General features: G+C 40.7%; 18 protein-coding genes and 4 pseudogenes. 5 read left to right on the top strand and 17 right to left on the bottom strand.

All coding sequences use genetic code 11. The features are described from left to right. Positions 1-5 precede the first annotated feature (5 nt). The 6 genes and pseudogenes from FU659_RS06380 to FU659_RS06405 all read right to left on the bottom strand — a co-directional run bounded on the left by FU659_RS06380 (position 6) and on the right by FU659_RS06405 (position 5,187). On the bottom strand, positions 6-581 hold the full coding sequence (locus FU659_RS06380) for a hypothetical protein (RefSeq protein WP_147946789.1): 576 nt from the start codon (positions 579-581) through the stop codon (positions 6-8). Between the two features lie 19 nt (positions 582-600). Beyond that, positions 601-1,776 (bottom strand): ArsA family ATPase, encoded by a 1,176-nt coding sequence (locus FU659_RS06385; RefSeq protein WP_147946790.1) that lies wholly within the window; start codon positions 1,774-1,776, stop codon positions 601-603. A gap of 47 nt (positions 1,777-1,823) precedes the next feature. After that, positions 1,824-2,297, bottom strand: coding sequence for a MarR family winged helix-turn-helix transcriptional regulator (locus tag FU659_RS06390; RefSeq protein ID WP_187273944.1), 474 nt, complete (start codon positions 2,295-2,297; stop codon positions 1,824-1,826). A 441-nt stretch (positions 2,298-2,738) separates the two neighbouring features. Then, entirely contained in the window at positions 2,739-3,524 is a 786-nt protein-coding gene (locus FU659_RS06395; RefSeq protein WP_147946792.1) for a hypothetical protein, read from the bottom strand. A gap of 64 nt (positions 3,525-3,588) precedes the next feature. After that, positions 3,589-4,005, bottom strand: a complete 417-nt coding sequence (locus FU659_RS06400; protein WP_147946793.1) for a hypothetical protein — start codon at positions 4,003-4,005, stop codon at positions 3,589-3,591. Positions 4,006-4,276: 271 nt separating this feature from the next. Further along, a pseudogene (locus tag FU659_RS06405) lies at positions 4,277-5,187 on the bottom strand (helix-turn-helix transcriptional regulator). A 100-nt stretch (positions 5,188-5,287) separates the two neighbouring features. On the opposite strand from FU659_RS06405, the gene FU659_RS06410 reads away from it, so the two are divergent. From FU659_RS06410 to FU659_RS06420, 3 genes are all read left to right on the top strand, one after another. Continuing rightward, positions 5,288-5,752, top strand: coding sequence for a VOC family protein (locus tag FU659_RS06410; RefSeq protein WP_147946794.1), 465 nt, complete (start codon positions 5,288-5,290; stop codon positions 5,750-5,752). 211 nt (positions 5,753-5,963) lie between these two features. Then, a complete protein-coding gene (locus FU659_RS06415; protein ID WP_147946795.1) occupies positions 5,964-6,533 on the top strand; it encodes a YdeI/OmpD-associated family protein in 570 nt (189 codons plus the stop codon). Between the two features lie 861 nt (positions 6,534-7,394). Further along, positions 7,395-7,679, top strand: a complete 285-nt coding sequence (locus FU659_RS06420; RefSeq protein WP_261807649.1) for a hypothetical protein — start codon at positions 7,395-7,397, stop codon at positions 7,677-7,679. Positions 7,680-7,923: 244 nt separating this feature from the next. Here FU659_RS06420 and FU659_RS06425 read toward each other — a convergent pair whose 3' ends face one another. The 3 genes and pseudogenes from FU659_RS06425 to nirB all read right to left on the bottom strand — a co-directional run bounded on the left by FU659_RS06425 (position 7,924) and on the right by nirB (position 11,577). Then, a complete protein-coding gene (locus FU659_RS06425) occupies positions 7,924-8,709 on the bottom strand; it encodes a formate/nitrite transporter family protein (RefSeq protein ID WP_147946796.1) in 786 nt (261 codons plus the stop codon). Positions 8,710-8,746: 37 nt separating this feature from the next. Beyond that, positions 8,747-9,100: a nitrite reductase small subunit NirD gene (nirD, locus tag FU659_RS06430; protein WP_147946797.1), complete on the bottom strand. Its 354-nt coding sequence runs from the start codon at positions 9,098-9,100 to the stop codon at positions 8,747-8,749. 36 nt (positions 9,101-9,136) lie between these two features. Next, positions 9,137-11,577: pseudogene (gene nirB / locus FU659_RS06435) on the bottom strand (nitrite reductase large subunit NirB). Between the two features lie 383 nt (positions 11,578-11,960). On the opposite strand from nirB, the pseudogene FU659_RS39305 reads away from it, so the two are divergent. Next, a pseudogene (locus FU659_RS39305) lies at positions 11,961-12,234 on the top strand (hypothetical protein); the annotation flags it as partial. 507 nt (positions 12,235-12,741) lie between these two features. Here FU659_RS39305 and FU659_RS35190 read toward each other — a convergent pair. The 4 genes and pseudogenes from FU659_RS35190 to FU659_RS06455 form a co-directional block, all read right to left on the bottom strand. Further along, positions 12,742-12,918 (bottom strand): hypothetical protein, encoded by a 177-nt coding sequence (locus FU659_RS35190; RefSeq protein ID WP_187273945.1) that lies wholly within the window; start codon positions 12,916-12,918, stop codon positions 12,742-12,744. Between the two features lie 114 nt (positions 12,919-13,032). Then, complete coding sequence (locus FU659_RS06445) at positions 13,033-13,242, bottom strand: alpha/beta-type small acid-soluble spore protein (protein ID WP_147946845.1); 210 nt, start codon at positions 13,240-13,242, stop codon at positions 13,033-13,035. A gap of 281 nt (positions 13,243-13,523) precedes the next feature. Further along, positions 13,524-13,979, bottom strand: a complete 456-nt coding sequence (locus FU659_RS06450; RefSeq protein ID WP_147946798.1) for a putative iron-sulfur cluster-binding metallochaperone — start codon at positions 13,977-13,979, stop codon at positions 13,524-13,526. 40 nt (positions 13,980-14,019) lie between these two features. Then, positions 14,020-14,713, bottom strand: a pseudogene (locus FU659_RS06455) (phosphotransferase); the annotation flags it as partial. A gap of 254 nt (positions 14,714-14,967) precedes the next feature. Between FU659_RS06455 and FU659_RS06460 the strand changes: the two are divergent. Then, a complete protein-coding gene (locus tag FU659_RS06460; protein ID WP_187273946.1) occupies positions 14,968-15,327 on the top strand; it encodes a transposase in 360 nt (119 codons plus the stop codon). Positions 15,328-15,655: 328 nt separating this feature from the next. Here FU659_RS06460 and FU659_RS06465 read toward each other — a convergent pair whose 3' ends face one another. The 4 genes from FU659_RS06465 to FU659_RS06485 all read right to left on the bottom strand — a co-directional run bounded on the left by FU659_RS06465 (position 15,656) and on the right by FU659_RS06485 (position 18,414). Beyond that, positions 15,656-15,835, bottom strand: coding sequence for a hypothetical protein (locus tag FU659_RS06465; protein ID WP_147946800.1), 180 nt, complete (start codon positions 15,833-15,835; stop codon positions 15,656-15,658). A gap of 153 nt (positions 15,836-15,988) precedes the next feature. Further along, positions 15,989-16,339, bottom strand: a complete 351-nt coding sequence (locus FU659_RS06470; RefSeq protein WP_147946801.1) for a hypothetical protein — start codon at positions 16,337-16,339, stop codon at positions 15,989-15,991. A gap of 402 nt (positions 16,340-16,741) precedes the next feature. Continuing rightward, positions 16,742-17,572 (bottom strand): carbohydrate ABC transporter permease, encoded by an 831-nt coding sequence (locus FU659_RS06480; protein ID WP_147946802.1) that lies wholly within the window; start codon positions 17,570-17,572, stop codon positions 16,742-16,744. After that, the gene (locus FU659_RS06485) at positions 17,572-18,414 is read right to left on the bottom strand and encodes a carbohydrate ABC transporter permease (protein WP_261807657.1); all 843 of its coding nucleotides are present in this window, start codon (positions 18,412-18,414) and stop codon (positions 17,572-17,574) included. The genes FU659_RS06480 and FU659_RS06485 overlap by 1 nt, the downstream gene beginning before the upstream one ends. Positions 18,415-18,469: the final 55 nt, after the last annotated feature.

Consider the following 18,469-nt stretch of genomic DNA (forward strand, 5'->3'; position numbering starts at 1 on the left):
AGGGATCATCCGCGCTTGCTTTCCGCCCGCTTTTTGATCGCTTTCAGCATCATTCTACGAATGTAAGCACTGCCAGGATAAATGATCGCCCAGTACAGAGCAAACTTCACCTTAGAGGCACTGCCTGTCGTTTGAATCCGTGTTTCCGTACGGACAACGGCGTTCCCGTGCGGTCCTTCGTGCACACTGAAGTTCATGACAGATTTGGCATACCGCGAATCGACAAACGCGTTAAAATCGTCTGCCGACTTCAGCTTTATTGGCATGTTTCCAGTAAGTTTCCAAAATTTCCCGACGATACCCACGACAAATTCCCGGTTCTGCTCTTCCTCCAGCAATAGAAACCCGTATCGTTCCATCTCTTCGACATAAGGAAGCGTATATGCCAACGCCTCCCTTCTTTTACCCATCAGCACGGATGGAAGCGCCCGGATCGCAAACAACAGACGTAATAGCGGAATTTCCGTCGCTGTCACCTCCCGAATCGCCCGATATACGGTTCCCTGCTCCGCGTGCATGCTAATCTCATGGCGCTCTCCAAACTGGTAATCGGGCATGTAACGGTCAATCATCATGTTCATCTTCCTTCCTCTCAATTCTTTACGATTCTTCGACAAGGCCAAAATGTATTGTCAGTAAGCCTTCTGCAAGACGTGCCGCCTCTACCCGGCGTCCCAGCAAGACCCTCGGCAGTGCAACGATCCGTCTATAAGTGCCGACCTGCAACGTCAACTCATCGCCTTTTTGATTCAATTGGAGTTGTTTCTTCTCGGTAAAAGGAAGTGAGATGCGGAGCTCGTAACCTGCCTCTGTTTTCCTCACTTCCTCCAATATGCCTCTGTGGAGAATGGCTCCACATTCCCGTTCATGAAAAGCTGCTGCCGCAACGCGCTTAAGCATCTCCTTGCCAACGACCTCCAAAGGCATCAGCGGAACCTTCAAGATCGGTAGAGGACTAAAGCAGTGGGTAATTTCTTCTTCGTACTGGTTTTGTATTTGTTTCCACTGTGCGAAATAACCTTCGGCCGCTTCTTCGCACAGCACTTTATTGACAATGACCGCATCAGTATGAAACCCGTACAAATTGAGGTTGGTAAAAGCCCTCCGCGCTTCAGAAATGACCATTTTTTCCGGATTCACGACGAGACGAATGCTGGTAATCTCGGGATCGGAGATTACCTGCTGCAGCTTTTCCAATTTATCAACAACTTGGCTGAAGCTATCCATAACGTCGTCGCCGGGCAATTCCAAGCCCTTGGTCACTTTCATAATCGGGCGGGCCAACTTGAGAATCTTGCGCTCGTAAGGAAAAATATTTCGAACCCACCATCGAAGCAAATGGGGATAGCTAAGCAAACGCAGCGTCTCTCCAGTCGGTGCGCAATCCACAATGATTGCATCGAACTGCCCGCTTTCCACATGCTCTTTAATTCTTAGCAAACTGAACAATTCTTCTAAGCCCGGAAATACCATCAGCTCTTCAGATCTAATATCATCTAGGTTGGCCCACTGCATAAAATTTGAAAACCAGCTGCGCACGTTTCCCCAGTAGCGCTGAGTTTCCTTTAAGCTATCGATTTCTTGTGCCCACAGTCGCTCATCGACTAAAATCGGTTCGTGCTGGAGTGAAATGCCCAGAGAATCCGACAAACTATGGGCGGCATCGGTGCTTAAGACGATCGTTCGTTTTCCTTCGGCTGCCATTTGGTAAGCCGTTGCTGCGGCGATACTGGTTTTTCCGACACCGCCTTTACCCGTGTAAATAATAATACGCAAACCAAGCACCTCCATTAGTACGATATCGTAGTATTTGCATAAAAAAATTATTGGATTTCAATTTTTCTAGACGTCGATGATTTCGAAGCCCCAGTGGGATCCGAATTATGCTGCAAAGCTTTGGCCACTTTCAGCGAAAGATGAATAAATTGCTGAAGCTCCTCGGCTGTCAGGGCAAGTTCAATACGGCCAAACATCGTATTCATCGTGCCGAGCGCCTCTTCGGCGATCTGCTCCCCGTCTTCCGTCAGACGATTGACGATGATTCGTTGGTCTTGTTGCGATTTCTCTCTATAGATGTAGCCTCTCCGCACAAGCCTTTTGGCAATACTGGTCACCGTGCTGAGCGGTGCACCTAGGTGATCGGCCATTTGGGACATCGTCAGCTGCTCATGAAATTTCAGCAACAGCAATGCGGAAAAATCTGAACTTGTGAGCTGAAGTTCCAGATGTGTTGTATCAGGAAATATACTGAGCGGACGAAGACCGTTTTTAAAAATAAGCTCAAAAAACTGCTGCATGAACATCCCTTTCTTCTGCCAATAAACTACGATATCGTAATTACTAATGTTAATTTACTACATTTTCGTAGTAATATCAAGCTCATTTGTTCAACCTACATAGGTGTATAAGAAGTACTCCGAATATCTATCAATACACAATATAATAAATATAAGTAAGCTTTGTCCTTAAAGTCTCCGGCTCAAATCACTCCCCTACAAAATAGCATGTCGCTTCAATACTTCGAGAAGAATTAAAACTGCCCCGATATCGGAGAAAGGCGGCAGGCTGCCTTTCATAGTTGTTTATTGAGCTCTCGTTCCTCGATATTTAACGAAAACACTTATGGCTCTTAATGTATCAGATAGCGGAAAGTTGTACATTGTGCTATTCGTTATCATCGAAAGTAACATAAATAGAAAAACCCATTTATGTAATAGAGTTTACCATGATAGGTCATGTTAACCGATGACTTCCAACTTATCACCAAGAAGGTCCATTAGTACTGGAAGGACCTTGTCTTTAAAATGCCCCTTGTTACTGGTAGTAATGTAGAGGACCATTCCGTCATGTTCCTCTCCATGTTCTTCTGTATAATCAAGAAAGTAGCTGTAATTTTCTACTGTCGTATTACTGTTCACGATTGCACAGGAAAACCACCAGCTAGTTAAGTTGAATGACTGCAGAATGTCGTCCTTCGAATTAGCTCTGTACCATAATATATTTTTAAAATGATCGGGCTTCTCATAAGACCACAACCATGAAGAATTGATGTCTACTAATCGGCTGTTTACAAAATATTGTGTTAGCTCGTCTCGATCTTCCAGCGTGTAGATAGATTGCATTCCGTGTACAGCTTTACCAATCACTCTAACAAGTTCTTCATCCAGCTCATTTAAAGATGCTGCTTTAAAATTAGTCATCAATTGGTCCATTAATTCAACGTCCACTTTTGGGTCACACTCGGGTGCATAATGATTTAAGAGAATTCTCTTCACTTTATTACCTATTTTGTGTTCAGGGTCATATATTAAATCGAAGTGGAAAGATTCTGCCGACTCTTCAAGTATAAAGTCTTCAAGCGTATCCAAATCTTTGTTCCAATTTGTATACGTGAACAAAACGTCCTCATTCAAGTTTGGAAAAGCGAGAATAAACTCTGCCATCATGTCATAGACACTAGGACCATAACCTAATTCGTATCCTTGCTCAAATCGAATAGGGAAAGAATTCATGAATAGTCTCAAGTTTTTACTCCTTTATGCATTAATAAAACTTTAGTTGTATTGTAATTTACCTTTCCATAAAAACTTACCTTGGACTAAAGTTCTCCGTTAGGGTTCCAACTGTCTTCGTTACTACAAGCTCCATTATATTCCCTTTCCAATCAATAAAAACTAGTTGATCTTTTTTCTTCAAGCACCATTCGATTATTGTCTTAACAAGACTTGGTGTAATGATGCTATCATTCCAAATAGGTGTTTGTACCCTTATCCAACCTTGCCGTTTGAAATCTTCTAATCCTTCAAATTCGACTCCCTCTATTACACTATGTGGTGTCTGAACGTTATTTGATTGTCCTACTAGATACGAAATTATAAACTTCTTATCCTCTGAAACAATTTTCAGGTTAATCCGTCCAAAATCTTCGGCGTCTTGTTGGACATACCAATAATACGACCTTCCGTTATGTTTCAACTTACGTTTCCCCTTTGAGTTAACTCCCATTTACTTGCCCCCTTACTAAAAAGTAGCTGAGAATTGCTACTCCATATATTCAAGACTGCCACCAAACTAAACTGCCCGTTAATCGTTAAGTTCTCCACTTGACCTGCAATCCGTCGGGAATGAGATAATGTTCTTGTCACCTGACATGTGTTGTCTATTGACACTAGTTTCCCATTACACTTGACACAAAGTCTCAAATAATTAATTTTGAGGGGAACTTTGTGTCAAGTACATTTGCATGCGGCAGCTTTTCCATCCATACCTTGAGCTTTTAAGAATATTTCTCCATCATTTTATTTAAATACTTCGAAAGTCTTCAACATATGCTTTGGGCTCTACTATTTCTAGATTTGTACCGAAACTTGCTAAAAATTGAAATCCCGTACTGTTTTGAGGAACATAGATTGTTGCTAAGAAAAATTCAGAACTATAGTTTTCAATACTCTTTCGACCGTACCTTTCAATGAATTGATCTTTTATGCTAGGTGAAATCAACGCCTTAATAGCGACTAGTTGCGGTTGATAACTTGCTTCACGTTCTTGTTCTAATAAATAATCTCTAGGATAAAATGTTTTTTCATCCATATTAAGATTATCGATCCTAGATAATTTAAATGTTCTATAACTCATACGATGTAAACAGAATCCTTTCAAATACCAACTCGTTTCGCTAAACTGAAGCTGATACGGCTCGACAATTCTATTCGTTTTAAGGCCATTTTTATCAATATAATCAAATGAAACTAACCTCCTCTTTAATATTGATTCTTGACATGTCTTCAAAGTTTGAAGAATCTCAGATCGACCCTCCCAATCATAAAATGACAGTTGAATTGAACCTTTCAGAGACAATGGGCTAACCATTGCTTCTATTTTTTTTATAGTCACTTCAACTTCTTCGCTCATTAGAATTTGTTCCAATCCGCTCAACGCAGTTAATATATTCTCTAAGTCGGAGCTACTTAAAAGACGTTTATCAAACTTGTATTCATCCATAATACCGTAGCCACCATTAACTCCATTAATAGAATAGATTGGGATGTTTGATAAACTCAGTGTGTCCATATCACGAAGAATAGTTCTTTTGGAAACGTTAAATAATTGTGTAAATTCTTTTGTTGAAACGATATCTTTTTTCAGCAATATCATTATTATAGATATTAATCTCTCAACCTTTTCCATATTTCTCCCTCTTTTTTGTGCTTTACTTATAAAAGGTGACATACATCTGTCACCTTTTATAAATTATACTACAATTATCACAAGAAGGAGGTATTACTTTATGTCAGCTATTGCATATTTAAACTTTGATGGAATTGCAGAACAAGTGATTGAATTTTATTCGGAGGCTTTAAATGCAAATGAAGTAAAAAAAGTAAAATTTGAGGATTTCCCACAAGATCCAAACTATCCATTGCCAGAAAATGAGTTAAATATGATCATGGAGTCTTCAATAGAATTCGCAGGTGGGAAAATAATGATGTCGGATATTTTGCCTTCAATGAAGATGGTAACAGGTGAGTTAGTGAAAGGAAATAATCTACTTATTAGTCTTGTCATTGATGATAAACAAAAACTGGAAGAATACTTTAATAATTTGTCTGTTGGTGGCAATGTTATGATGCCGTTATCACATACTCCCTGGTCTTCGTGCTTTGGAATACTAATTGATAAGTTTGGGGTTTCCTGGAAATTCAATAGTGACGCAGATAAGTTTCTTGATAGAGTAATTTCCAACAAACAGTAACTCATTCTAAAAAATGGTCTTGCAACTGAAGACCATTTTTTTAATGCACCACATGTATCAAAAAGGTGTATTTGTATATATTTGCACTAATCAGTTTGTGGCGGCCTCACTATCGCGTATCCCGATAGGCGATTAGTGCTTGCTGTTGCTAATTCAGGCTGCGGGGTCGTATTTAGTATGACGCAAACAAATTGGAGGCAATATTTAATCTATGGAAATTGAAAATCTAATTCCAGCAAAATCGAGAGAAGATTTGAGGATTTGGCTTCAAGAAAATTGTAAGACTGAGAAATCTTGCTGGGTCTTGGTTAGTATGACGCCCCCCCCTGATATGTTGTTATATTTGGACGCGGTCGAGGAAGCTTTGTGCTTTGGATGGATCGATGGAGTCAAAAAGAAAATATCTGAAACTGAGCTGGCTCAGAGACTGTCTCCTAGAAGTAAAAAAAGTTCATGGACTGAATTAAATAAAGAACGAGTCCGCCGCCTCGAAAAGTTGGGGTTAATGAGAGAGGAAGGAAGAAAGGTTCTTCCTGATATGGATCACAATTCTTTTAGAATAGATAGAGTTATAGAGCAAAGGCTAAAAGAGGAAAAGCAAGTATATGAGAATTTCATGGCATTTCCAGATCTTTATAAAAGAGTTCGGATCGACACGATACAAAGCAATAAGAATCAGCCAGAGTTATTTAGGAGCAGATTAGACAAATTCATAGCAAACACTAGAGAAAACAAAATTTACAGTCAATGGAATGATAATGGACGTCTACTAGATTATTAAGATACTCTGGGGTATTTTTCAAACCTTTAAGCCAGCCAGATTATTTGGTTTTGTGATAATCCTAGCGCGAATTCAAGCAGACCACGAATATCCTGATCTTCAACATGAACCAAAAAGCACTTGATACTAAAAATCGCTAAGGGCACCGTGGAGAATACGTGCGGCATTTGGATTGAATTGGGTGAATTAACCTCACCTCTATTCCCGCATGCCTTTTTAACGACACATCCTAATATATGTCGCGACCTTTCATCATCATCGAAATCTAAAGGATGAAATCCTGCGAATAGACAAGCTTTCGTGAGGATTTGTTGCAAATGCAACTTAACTTCATATCTAATCTAGCTCATTTTTGTTGTATTCGCAACAAAAATACTGAGATTTACACTTGAATAATCTTGGTTATTCCTATCAGCAACATCAAATGCATACACACCATCATGGAAACCACCCTATGCATCACCAAATGTACCACCATGGATATCACGATGGATATCATCATGGGTATATGCAAGGATACTACCAGGCACATGGCCACCATTATGGACACATGCCTGGGCATCGGGAACAGGCGAACGCATATATTCCAACGGAGTTAAACTAATATCATTTGGAGGGGGTCAATTTCTATTTTAGACTTGATTCATTAACGCCAGTTAAAAACCAGATTTCATTCTGATTACAAATGCTGTAGCAGCTGCACATCTATAAAAAGGGTTTAATCCGTGCGGCCTAGATGGACACTTTGATAAAAGGTGCCCATCCTATGAGTCATTTATGTTTTATTGGGTACACTATGTTCAGGGATTGCGCTGGTAAAGCAGCAGAGCTTCCCAATAACAAAACTAGGGAGTGAGATGGATGGCTGAAAACAAAGAAAATCAGAACAGTGCTCATGGCCGCAATACAACCAATACGGCTGGCGTCGACACAGGTGAAGCTGTAGGAACCGCGGGTGGCGTTGTCGCGGGCGCTGCAGTGGGTTCCCTTTTGGGCCCGCTTGGCACAGTTGCAGGTGGTATAGCCGGCGGAATGTTAGGCAACAAGGTGGGTGAGGGCGCCGGAGGTGCGACAACGACGCGAAAAATGCGCATGGTGCTGATGGTAACGACGACGCCACGAACCAAACAAAATAAACTGCATTAGTAGCATCTAATAGTGAGGAAAAGCAGGGTGCCGGGGCAACCCTGCGCCCTCGCTCACTGTTTGGGCAAAAACTTTATTTGAGGACCACAACAATTGGTCTATTTTAATGTTTACTATCCACTAATTGACACATTAGCTAAACGAGACATATGTATAAAAATCCGGGGTTATGACCAATTCAGCTCCTTTTTATTCTAATAAATTTCGATTACTTCTGATGTAAGTACATTCCAACGATTAAGTTTTATTTCTTATTTTTTCCAACTGGGGAAATAACCCAGTAAGCCATACCAACGAACAGACCTCCGCCAACAATATTGCCTAAAGTAACCGGGATCATATTATGTAACCATCCAGCAATAGATATTGTTTCTGGGTGATTCGGTAGTAAGGTAGCCATACTTAATAGCGTCATATTAGCCACGCTATGCTCATAACCACTCGCAATAAAGGCAAATAGACACCACCATATGAGGATTAATTTAGCGACTTCCTCCTTGGCCCGAATGGACATCCAAATAGCTAGACATACTAACCAGTTACAAAGAATACCTCGAAAAAACAGCTCCATTACGGGTAAATGCATCTTTTTAGCTGCTGCCGTAAAGAGAAGGTGTTCAGCAGGTATGCCCTTGAACAGCCCCGCACCTAGAACCAATAAGCAAAGCACCAAAGCACCAAGCAAATTACCTGTAAATACGATGCTCCAGTTCTTAAGTGTATCCTTCACGGTTGTTTTACCTGCTAATGTACTCATCGTAAAAAACATATTATTACCCGTAAATAGCTCTGAACCTGCAAAAATGACTAAGGTGAGTGCAATTCCAAATGATCCCCCCATAACGAGGGACTGAAAAGGTGACTTCATTGCGGCTAATGGGGCACCTAATGTGAAAATTAGGATAATCCCAATTCCCACATAGGCACCCGCTAATACAGCAGCAATTGTATAGCGAAGTACACTTTCGTTCATCTTTTCTTTTTTCTTAACCGCCGACTCTACTATGGTCTCTACACTTGGTGTATACATGCGGATTACCTCCTGCATTTGTCCGAAATGACTTTCGTTATTTGTTATTAACAAGAGATGGATTGTTATCATAAAAGCCAATTTGAACAACTTCGTTTTTCACAATAACAGGATATGTCGCGACTTGCCCTGTATCTGGTGCTTGCACGGCTCCACTCGTTAGATCAATCTTCCAGTCATGTAAGGGATCGTAGATATAATGTCCAGATACGATCGCTTCGGCCAAAGGCCCTCCCTTAGGATGGGGCGATTTGTTCGCCAGAGCGTATACATTCCCATCCGAAGTGCGAAATACAGCAATCTCCTGATCCTCAATGATCACAACTCGACCCACTTGTGCTAAACACTCCTCAAGCGGACCAATAGAATAATAATTAGTTGTCATTTCCATTTGAACTCTCTCCTTTCCATTGAACATACTCATGGTTTATTCCACTAAAATTGCAGATTTATTATCTTCATACAGAGCTTTGCGTGTTTTGTCATCATTAAGCATTTTTTTCCATGGATCTTCCACCTGTTGCAGAGCAATTTCAATTCGATGAACGAGTTCTTTACGGTTATCTGGACTATCCAATATTGCAGATTGAATCTGTTTAAGGCCTATCCGTTCTACCCATTCCGAAGTTCTCTCCAAATATTTGCCGGTTTCACGATAATACTGCATAATGGCTCCACAAATCTCAATCAATTCTTCATCACTTTTAACCTTACAGAAGCTATCTGCAATACGAGACTTAATCCCTCCATTACCTCCAATAAAGATTTCCCATCCTCCATCATTTCCGACGATACCGATATCCTTGGTACATGCTTCTGCACAGTTTCGCGGGCAACCATTCACAGCATATTTAAATTTAGCAGGTAAATCGAGACGCTCAAATTTACGTTCTAAAAGTTCTCCCATAGACATGGAATCTTGTGTGCCGAATCGACAGAATTGGGATCCTACACATGTTTTGACCGTACGCAGCGATTTAGCATAAGCATAACCTGAAGGCATATCAAGTTCTTCCCATACTTTAGGTAAGTCTTCCTTCTTAACGCCAATCAGAGCCAGCCTCTGTCCACCTGTCACTTTAATGACCTTAACATCATATTTCAAGGATACTTCAGCGATTGTCTTGAGATCTTCCGGTGTCGTAACTCCACCATACATCCGTGGAACAACAGTGTACGTCCCGTCTTTTTGAATATTTGCGTTCATACGTTCGTTAACAAACCGTGATTCTTTCTCGTCTTCATAACTCTCTGGATAAATCATACCCAAGTAGTAGTTGAGTGCTGGACGGCATTTAGAGCAGCCTTCCGCGTTACTCCACCCAAGTACATTCATAACTTCACGTGTCGTTGTCAAACCTTTCGCCGTAATCTCTGCTACTACTTCATCCCTATCGAGCGAAGTACAACTACAAATCCCTTTTTTCGAAGCGATCTTGAAGCCATCCCCAAGGACATACTGCAGTATTTGCTCAACAACTGGTTTACATCCTCCACACGAACGGGTTGCGCCAGTACAAGCTTTAATTTCATCTACTGTCGTTAAACCCTGATCCGTAATAACATCGACAATTGTTTTCTTAGTTACCCCATTACATCCACAAACTATCTCATCATCAGACATTGTTTCTACAGAGGATTTTTTCTTAGCTCCACCACCGCAGCATCCTGTACCCATGACTGTATCATAAATATCATCTGTAATCTCGGATTGTTGCTTAATCAACTTTGCAGATTAGAAGATTCTGTTACATCTCCGAATAAGACAGCTCCGACAATGATATTGTCATGAAGAAGAATTTTCTTATAGGTTCTTTTCCACTCATCTTTAGCAGTAATCACGGTGTGTTCCGGTCCTTCAACAAACTCACCTGCTGAGAATACGTCGACACCAGAAATTTTAAGTTTTGTTGCTACAATAGAACCTTCATATGGTAGAGTGTCTACTCCGCAAATATGCTTAGCCAACACATGACCTTGTTCAAATAACGGGGCTACGAGCCCGTAACATACTCCCCGATGTTGCGTACACTCACCGACAGAATATACACCTTCAAATGAAGTACGCATATAATCATCTACAACAATGCCTTTTCCTACTTCCATACCACTAGCCTTGGCAAGCGCTATGTTTGGTTTAATACCCACCGCCATCACAACAAGCTCCGCATCTAATACACTACCGTCGCTGAAACGTAATCCACTTACCCTCTCCCCCCCAATAAGTTCAGAGGTTTGTTTTCCCATAGCGAATTTAATGCCTTGACGTTCCAATTCCGCTTGTAACATGGACGAAGCGCTGTGATCCAGTTGGCGTTCCATAATATCTTCCATCAAATGGACCACCGTTACATCCATGCCCAAATTCACGAGTCCTTTGGCAGCTTCTAACCCTAACAGTCCACCACCAATGATCGCAGCCTTATTATTTTTCTTAGCAGCATCAATCATTTGGTTACAGTCGCTAATATCTCTAAAACCTACTACACCTTTTTTGTCGCTACCAGGAATCGGTAGAATAAACGGGTTAGATCCTGTAGCAATAATGATCTTATCGTAACATTCCGTCATACCCTTGTCAGTAGTCACTTGCTTACTTCCCGCATCAATATGTGTCACCGTCGTTGTCGTATGCAGCGTAATTCGATTGTCTTTATACCAGTTCCAGTCGTTCAAAACAATATCATCGACCGTCTTGCTACCTTCCAGAACATAAGAGAGCATAATACGATTATAGTTAGGATAGGGTTCACTACCGAATACCGTAATATTAAATGAATCACTTAGTTTCAGAATTTGTTCAACTGTACTTATCCCAGCCATACCATTACCAATCACCAATAGTTTCTCTTTTTTTTGTTCTTGCATGTTAGAATGCCTCCTTCTCTACCTTGCTTAATAAAATAAGAGTAGCATCTTAGAACATATTTATATGTGATTAACATCACATTGTTTTTGAACAGGAGGAGGAAGATGATGTATTCTTTAGTCTTGACTTGCATGCATTTCCGAAGTCTCCTGATTTACGAATCACAAATATCCTAGGCGCTGCATATTTTTAAAAAATGAATGAGGTGTCTTATTTAGTGCTGTTCTTTTTCATCGACTGCCACCTTTATAATATTCATGGTAGTTGAACAGACTCTAGCACATGCGCAATACAAATAAACGCTCATTCCACGATGGAACAAGCGTTATTTTACCCAGAAGATATCGCCATTCAAACTCACAATTTTTTTGTGCAAAAGGGGATGCCCGCAGGCACCCCCGATCTTATCTTGCTCGCTTCCCTACGCGGCTTACTTCATAAGGACACCATTACTGCATGTATGATGACACCCGAAGGAAAGGAGATTCAAACGTTTTCTACTAAAACAGTATTTCTCCTACAGTTAATTGACTGAATTAAAAAGCATGAGTGTACCCAAGTAGCCAAACCGAATTGAACGAGAGTTACGTGAATTAGTTCGTTATCGCCGAAGCATCATTGAAGAACGTGCCAGACAGCATAATCGAATTCAAAAAGTTTGCGGCGGCCAGCCCGATGCCGCTGGTGACTCCGGTAATGATGACTGTTCATCGGCAGCGCTAGTACCTGGACATAATGAGAGCGTTGCATAACGTATTAACTGGTTCTAGGACTGAGCTGCACGGCAAGGATACGTTAGCTTCTCCGTTTTCAGGACTAACCAGGGCACTACCCGAAGTTATTATAGCCGCAATAATTTTCTTCACTTTGACTCCTCCACATTTTTATGTGGTTATTATTCCCTCTTTGATTGTTTAGCATTAAACTGCCTAATTGAAAAAGCAAAATTGTTGGTAAAAATGCTATTTCAAACCTTTGCCAGAAGATAGGACTACCTAACGGCATTAACAAATGTGCCCGTTACATCGGTACATCCCCGCGCTTTTTTCGTTTCAAAAAAATTATAAAACTCAAAAACTGGATGCTTTCCCCAATCTGCGGTTTGCAAATAAAATGCAAGATTTATATAAAAAACACCATTATCTAGGTGGTTAATAGACTAATTAATTCCCATCTAAACTTGCACGACATGTCTCGGGTGTTGTATCTACCTTTATTCGGTCATTATTGTTTTTAACTTCATCAGTTGTATTTAAAACATCTGTTGCTGTTGATCTTGGTATATTCTGATTAAGGTCATTTGTTACACCTATAGATTTTTGGTTGCCCCTTTGAGTCATTTTGTATCACCTCCTACTCTTTGTCGTATGTAGTTATCAAAATAAAAAGACTGCATTCACCCAAGGAGGAAAGGTGATTGGAGTCTTTTTTGAGCTTGCTCCTACATCAAAGGACTAACGTTGAAAACCTTGAAGTTGTTGTTCAGCCATTTGTACTAATCGCTTTGTTATGTTTCCACCAATAGAGCCTGCATCGCGTGTGGCGAGATTTCCATTGTAGCCCTCTGGTTGTAAAGGTATTCCTAATTGTTGAGCGACTTCAAATTTCATTTGATTCAAAGCAGCTTTTGCTTGAGGAACAACTAATGTATTATTGTTTGCCATGGAAAAAATCACTCCTTTTCTTGGTGTATTAGTATCATGTGGAGTGAAAGGAATTCTTATGCATTCATATCCTGAATTTACAACACTCAAAGGGGGACCTCACTGATCGCGCCTTCGGCTGAATGGTCCTTTTTTTCGTTTTTATGTCCTAATCGAAATTCTCCATGTTTGCTACGCGCTACGATACTGGTAATTGAGCGAGTCTTAAATTCTTCATATAAAGTTAACTCGATCGGTTTCTTGTACATCTGCGATAATGCGTGTGTCATATGACTTTCTGCTTACACCTCTTTGAGACCCCGTACAAAAGCGTTCACATTACCTAAGCAACAAGCCCCTTGGGGGTTGTTTACTTCACACCCACATCGCCCCATCTGAACATGAGCTTTGATTTGGTCAGCAGGTTTTTGGTCGGTGCCAACGGCTTGAAGAAGCCGCTCTCTCGTCCAATCAAAGCAGTAACACACAGGCACTTCTGCGCCCTGGTTTTTTTGGTACACTGGCACCTTTAGGTCGTTCTTCACAAACTTTTGCGAATGGTTCCCGCTGAAGTAGACGATAGAGCAAGCAGGGTTAGAACAAAAAACGTAAGAGTTCTCGGGTTCAATGGTTTCTAATGCCGACGCTTTAAGCAGGGACTTGAGCGTTAAGAGTTGCACGTTCTTACCCTTTTCACCGCAGGAAGGACACTCCGTTTTCACAGCTTCTGTATTATTTGCTGGTGCACAGCAATCCATTTGAAATCACTCCCTATGTCTATGAATTAATTATTTGTACTTAAAACCACTCTTTTCCATGTTCACGAATGAATTTAATATCGCTTTGATAATGTTCAAGATGTCCATCATCTATCATCTTTTGAAAAGCAATGTCACCTTCACTGGCTTTTCTTGTAATTGTTTTGCATAACCCTTCTAATCGTAGCAATACCATTCCGAATACTCTTCTTCTATTCCCTCACCATAAGATTCAAAAAACAATCTAACTCTTTGTTTTATACGGTTAGCATGCTGTAATGAATTATAGTAAACTTTCTCACCTGTTTCAGAAAGATAAAATCTACTTAAGGGGACGCAAGTATAAAGAGTATAAGCTATGTCCCAAAGTCTTGGACCAGGTCCAGCAACATCAAAATCAATAATACCTGATGGTCTTTCATGATTAAGAATAATGTTGTATATTGCAAAATCATTATGGCATAGTACCTCAAATTGTTGGGGGGTGTTATCTATCCATTGCCAGCTATCATCAAATGAAAAATCACTCACAGAATCATGATAAAGACGGAGTATTTTCGCTATTTCTATTAAGACATCATCAGACCACACGTATTCTTTTAAAGGATAATTACCAGCTTCTCCTTCAATAAATGATATATCTCTCTTCCTTTTTCATCAATACCTAAAAATTTTGGTGCATAACTGAAACCTTTGTTCTCCAAATGCTTTAATAGCTTATGAATTTTGGGGCTTCTTCGCCAGAGTGAAAGTCTGATTTCTGTTCAATAGAGAAACCGTCAATACTACTAGATAAAATGATTAATAGGGTGGTAATTGACAATTTTGAGCTCAATGAGCAGTAGCGACAATTTAATTGCGGAGATGTTTAAAGTAGCATTAGAACTTGAAGAACCGTGGAAATTAACACATATTGAATACGACGAGAAAGATGAAGCTTGGCATCTATTTATCGATTTTGAACGAGGCTCTTTATTGATTTGTGGATGTGGACACGAAGACGGTACTGTTCGCTACAGAAGGAAAAGGCAAAGATACCCTTACGCGTTTCAAACAACATATACACGATAAAGGCGTTGAAACGGCGCAAATAAAAGAATTCTGCTGCGATATGTCTGCTGCATTTATTTCAGGCATAGCGGAGCAATTCCCCAAAGCAGAAGTAACTTTTGATAAGTTCCATGTCATGATGATGGTGAATGAAGCTGTTAATGATGTGCGTAAAGCCGAGCAGAAAGAGGCACCGCAGCTAAAGCGAGCCAAATATCTTTGGTTGAAAAATGAAACCAATCTGAAGGAAAAGCAGAAAGAAGAACTTCAGGGCCTCAAAGAGGTGCTCCTTTTTTGACAAAGGCTATTTCTTAGCCCTAACAGCATGTTTAGCGTAACGAAAAAGGGAGCATTTGCCGCGGCGGCCTGCTCCCTTGGGTTCAAACATAACTGCCCGTCCCTCGGTTTTAAGGGTTAACCTCACGTAAACTCAGTCATTTGCAGGATTTCATCACCCTGTATTGCTGTGATCGGCGGGAAAGTAAGCTGTATACCCCATGAGAATGCTGTTTAGGTCAGAAAAAAGGCTGCATCTGTATCAGCAGCCTCAATCGAGCTATCGTTCCCTCTGACGAGAACCAAACTTCATCGGATACTTATTTGTCGGGGTACATTGACAGATGACACTATTCTAAGTCATTTCGGGGATGCGGATTAATCGGCGGATATAAGAATTGATTTTCTTTCTTCGGATCATGATCATCAGGGTTTTCGCTTTCATCTGGTATCTCAGCAGCAGTCATAGCCGACATAGCTCCAAAGCTCACGAAGTCTTCGACTTCATCAAACTGGTTGTTTTCAGTCATTGTAAGCCTCCTTAAGGTGGATTTCATTACTAGGCAATTATTCGCCTTATATTTACTTTTTATTCAGGAATTCAAGGAAGCAAAGTCCCCCGTACAGATGGACCGAGGATGACCTATGTTGGCAACGTTTGATGAGCTCTTGTTCTGCGTAACTTAATCAACTTTCCTGTATGAAAGGCTTATAATCTTGTTCATACGATAATTTTGTTTCTTCATACGTTGGAACATCAAACATCTCAACACTTTTATATTCAAATCTAAAAAATCATTTGCAAGTATTCTCACACTTTTCTTAATCCCATCAATGTCCCACGATTTAGATAATTTTGTCCACATATCAATATAAACTGGTCTATAGCCATCTATATTCGTAGGAGCATAATGAGAAACTTGGCGAGAAACATCTTCTGAATCACTTGGGTATATGTAATGATAGTGGATATCTTGGTTTCCACTTATGAATTTTTCAATTTCATCACAATATTCTTTATCATCGTCTATCAAGAAATGGCCGTTTTATCTCTTCATTTGCTGCAAAATTACTTAGTCTACATGAATATCATCATGTTCCAGAATGATTTATGGAGAAGAAATGGTTTGATCTAATGACTCCCAAAGATTTACGTGCGGTAGCGCCATTAATCTATATGGCACATTCCGATTGAACATGAAGGAAAGAATTCCATTGGAAGGTGAACTGGCATGATTGAAAAACGCTTATCCGCAAAAAAGAAAGCCCGGGAGCTGGCAAAGTATCTTCGCGCAGAACGTCCGGACTGTACATGTTAAGGAAAATTGAAGCTAAGTATTCGATTATTTTCGACTTGGGATGTTTTCTTACTCAAAACCGGCCAATGACGAGCCGCTCGGCAAATTGCAGTACTAATGTAATCAAGGTCCCAGCTCTCATCCTTTAACTGCTCCAGCTGTAATCCCCTGAATAATATATCGCTGCATGAATAAGAAAAATATAATAACCGGCACGATCGCCATAGTCAAGGCTGCCATCGCCAAGTGCCACTCATTCGTATATTGCCCGAAATAGACAGAAGCCGCGAGCGGAATGGTTTTGTTTTTCGGGGAACTCAGCGTTATTAAAGGCAGCAGAAAGTCATTCCATATCCAAAGTGAATGCAGGATTGAAATTGTCGTTGTAATCGGTTTTAAGAGCGGCATCAAAATTCGAAAAAAAACACCGAACGTTCCACTGCCGTCGATATGAGCCGCTTCCTCCAACTCGCGTGGAATGCCTTTGATAAACCCGTGATACAAAAATAAGGCAAGAGGAATGCCAAATCCCCAATACATCACGATAATGCCATATAGCGAGTCCATAAGATGGAAATCTTTGGCCACCTTGACAAGCGGCACCATCATCGTTTGAAACGGAATGACTAGAGAAGACAAGATTGCTAAAAATATGGCGTTGCTAACCCATCCCGGCCTTCGAACCAATTGGTATGCTGCTGTGGAACTAATCAGCAGAATCCCTCCGACACCGGCTACCGTAACAATAAGGGAGTTGATAAATACACCAGAAAAGTTGATCTGATTCCAAACAACAGCAAAGTTGATGAATTGGAACTTACCGGGCAGGGCAGAGGTTGATGTTGCGACCTCTTGATACGTTTTGAGACCGTTAATAATGGTCATGTATATCGGATATATGAACAATAACGCCAGCAAGATCAAGAGCAGTTCGAGCGTATGTTTTCCCGCTTGATAACGAGTCTTCATTACATCTCCACCTCCCTGCGCTTCATGATCGCTACCTGTACCATTGTCACGCCAGCCAGCAGCAAGAAAAATATAACGGCTTTCGCTGAAGCGTAAGTAAACAAATTTTTCGAAAAGGCATCCAAATAAATATGAAGCGCGAGCGATTCCGTCGAACCAAAAGGGCCGCCGCGAGTCAATGCAAAATTGAGGTCAAACGCCTTGAATCCGTTAGAGATAGCAAGAAACAAGTTGATCGTCATCGCAGGCCGGATGAGGGGAAGCACCACATGCCAGAGACGCTCCAAGCGCCCGGCTCCGTCGATTTCCGCAGCTTCCAAAATATCTGAAGGCACGCCTTGAAGCGCCGCTAAATAGATGATCATAAAATAACCCACGGAATGCCATACAGTTACAATGATCAAGGACCAAAAAGCATGAGTTGGCAGACTAAGCCAGTTTTGTTCCAGTAGCGGCCATCCCAGTGCTTTCCCGATCTCGGGTAACAATTGAGAGATAATAAACTGCCATATAAAACCAATAATGACCGGGCCGATTACATACGGAAGAAAAAATGCCGTTCTCAGCAAATTTCGTGTTTTTAAAGACATGTTCAGCACGAATGCGAGCAGAAAACCGAGTACATTAAGCAAAACAGTTGAAATCAGAACGTATTTAATCGTATAGAGAAATGATTGAAAAAACGCCATATCGTGCAGGATGTTACCGTAATTTCTCCAACCAACCCATTTTATGTTGCTGCTGATCCCGTTCCAATCCTGAAACGAAAATAGAATGGCTCGTAGGAAAGGAACCAGTACAATTAATACGAAGAACAGGATCGCTGGAGCTACAAAAATCATGTAAGTCAAAGTTTTTCGCGCAGTCGTTGACATGAATGCAACCCTTTCTCGATAA

The sequence above is a fragment of the Paenibacillus sp. N3.4 genome (assembly GCF_008017805.1).
In the GTDB taxonomy this organism is placed as follows: Bacteria; Bacillota; Bacilli; order Paenibacillales; family NBRC-103111; genus Paenibacillus_E.

Coding starts and splice junctions, on each gene's coding strand:
- FU659_RS06380 (WP_147946789.1), bottom strand. CDS start 581: ATGAACATGATGATTGACCGTTACATGCCCGATTACCAGTTTGGAGAG.
- FU659_RS06390 (WP_187273944.1), bottom strand. CDS start 2,297: ATGCAGCAGTTTTTTGAGCTTATTTTTAAAAACGGTCTTCGTCCGCTC.
- FU659_RS06400 (WP_147946793.1), bottom strand. CDS start 4,005: ATGGGAGTTAACTCAAAGGGGAAACGTAAGTTGAAACATAACGGAAGG.
- FU659_RS06410 (WP_147946794.1), top strand. CDS start 5,288: ATGTCAGCTATTGCATATTTAAACTTTGATGGAATTGCAGAACAAGTG.
- FU659_RS06415 (WP_147946795.1), top strand. CDS start 5,964: ATGGAAATTGAAAATCTAATTCCAGCAAAATCGAGAGAAGATTTGAGG.
- FU659_RS06420 (WP_261807649.1), top strand. CDS start 7,395: ATGGCTGAAAACAAAGAAAATCAGAACAGTGCTCATGGCCGCAATACA.
- FU659_RS06425 (WP_147946796.1), bottom strand. CDS start 8,709: ATGTATACACCAAGTGTAGAGACCATAGTAGAGTCGGCGGTTAAGAAA.
- nirD (WP_147946797.1), bottom strand. CDS start 9,100: ATGGAAATGACAACTAATTATTATTCTATTGGTCCGCTTGAGGAGTGT.
- FU659_RS35190 (WP_187273945.1), bottom strand. CDS start 12,918: ATGACTCAAAGGGGCAACCAAAAATCTATAGGTGTAACAAATGACCTT.
- FU659_RS06445 (WP_147946845.1), bottom strand. CDS start 13,242: ATGGCAAACAATAATACATTAGTTGTTCCTCAAGCAAAAGCTGCTTTG.
- FU659_RS06450 (WP_147946798.1), bottom strand. CDS start 13,979: ATGGATTGCTGTGCACCAGCAAATAATACAGAAGCTGTGAAAACGGAG.
- FU659_RS06465 (WP_147946800.1), bottom strand. CDS start 15,835: ATGACTGAAAACAACCAGTTTGATGAAGTCGAAGACTTCGTGAGCTTT.
- FU659_RS06480 (WP_147946802.1), bottom strand. CDS start 17,572: ATGAAGACTCGTTATCAAGCGGGAAAACATACGCTCGAACTGCTCTTG.
- FU659_RS06485 (WP_261807657.1), bottom strand. CDS start 18,414: ATGATTTTTGTAGCTCCAGCGATCCTGTTCTTCGTATTAATTGTACTG.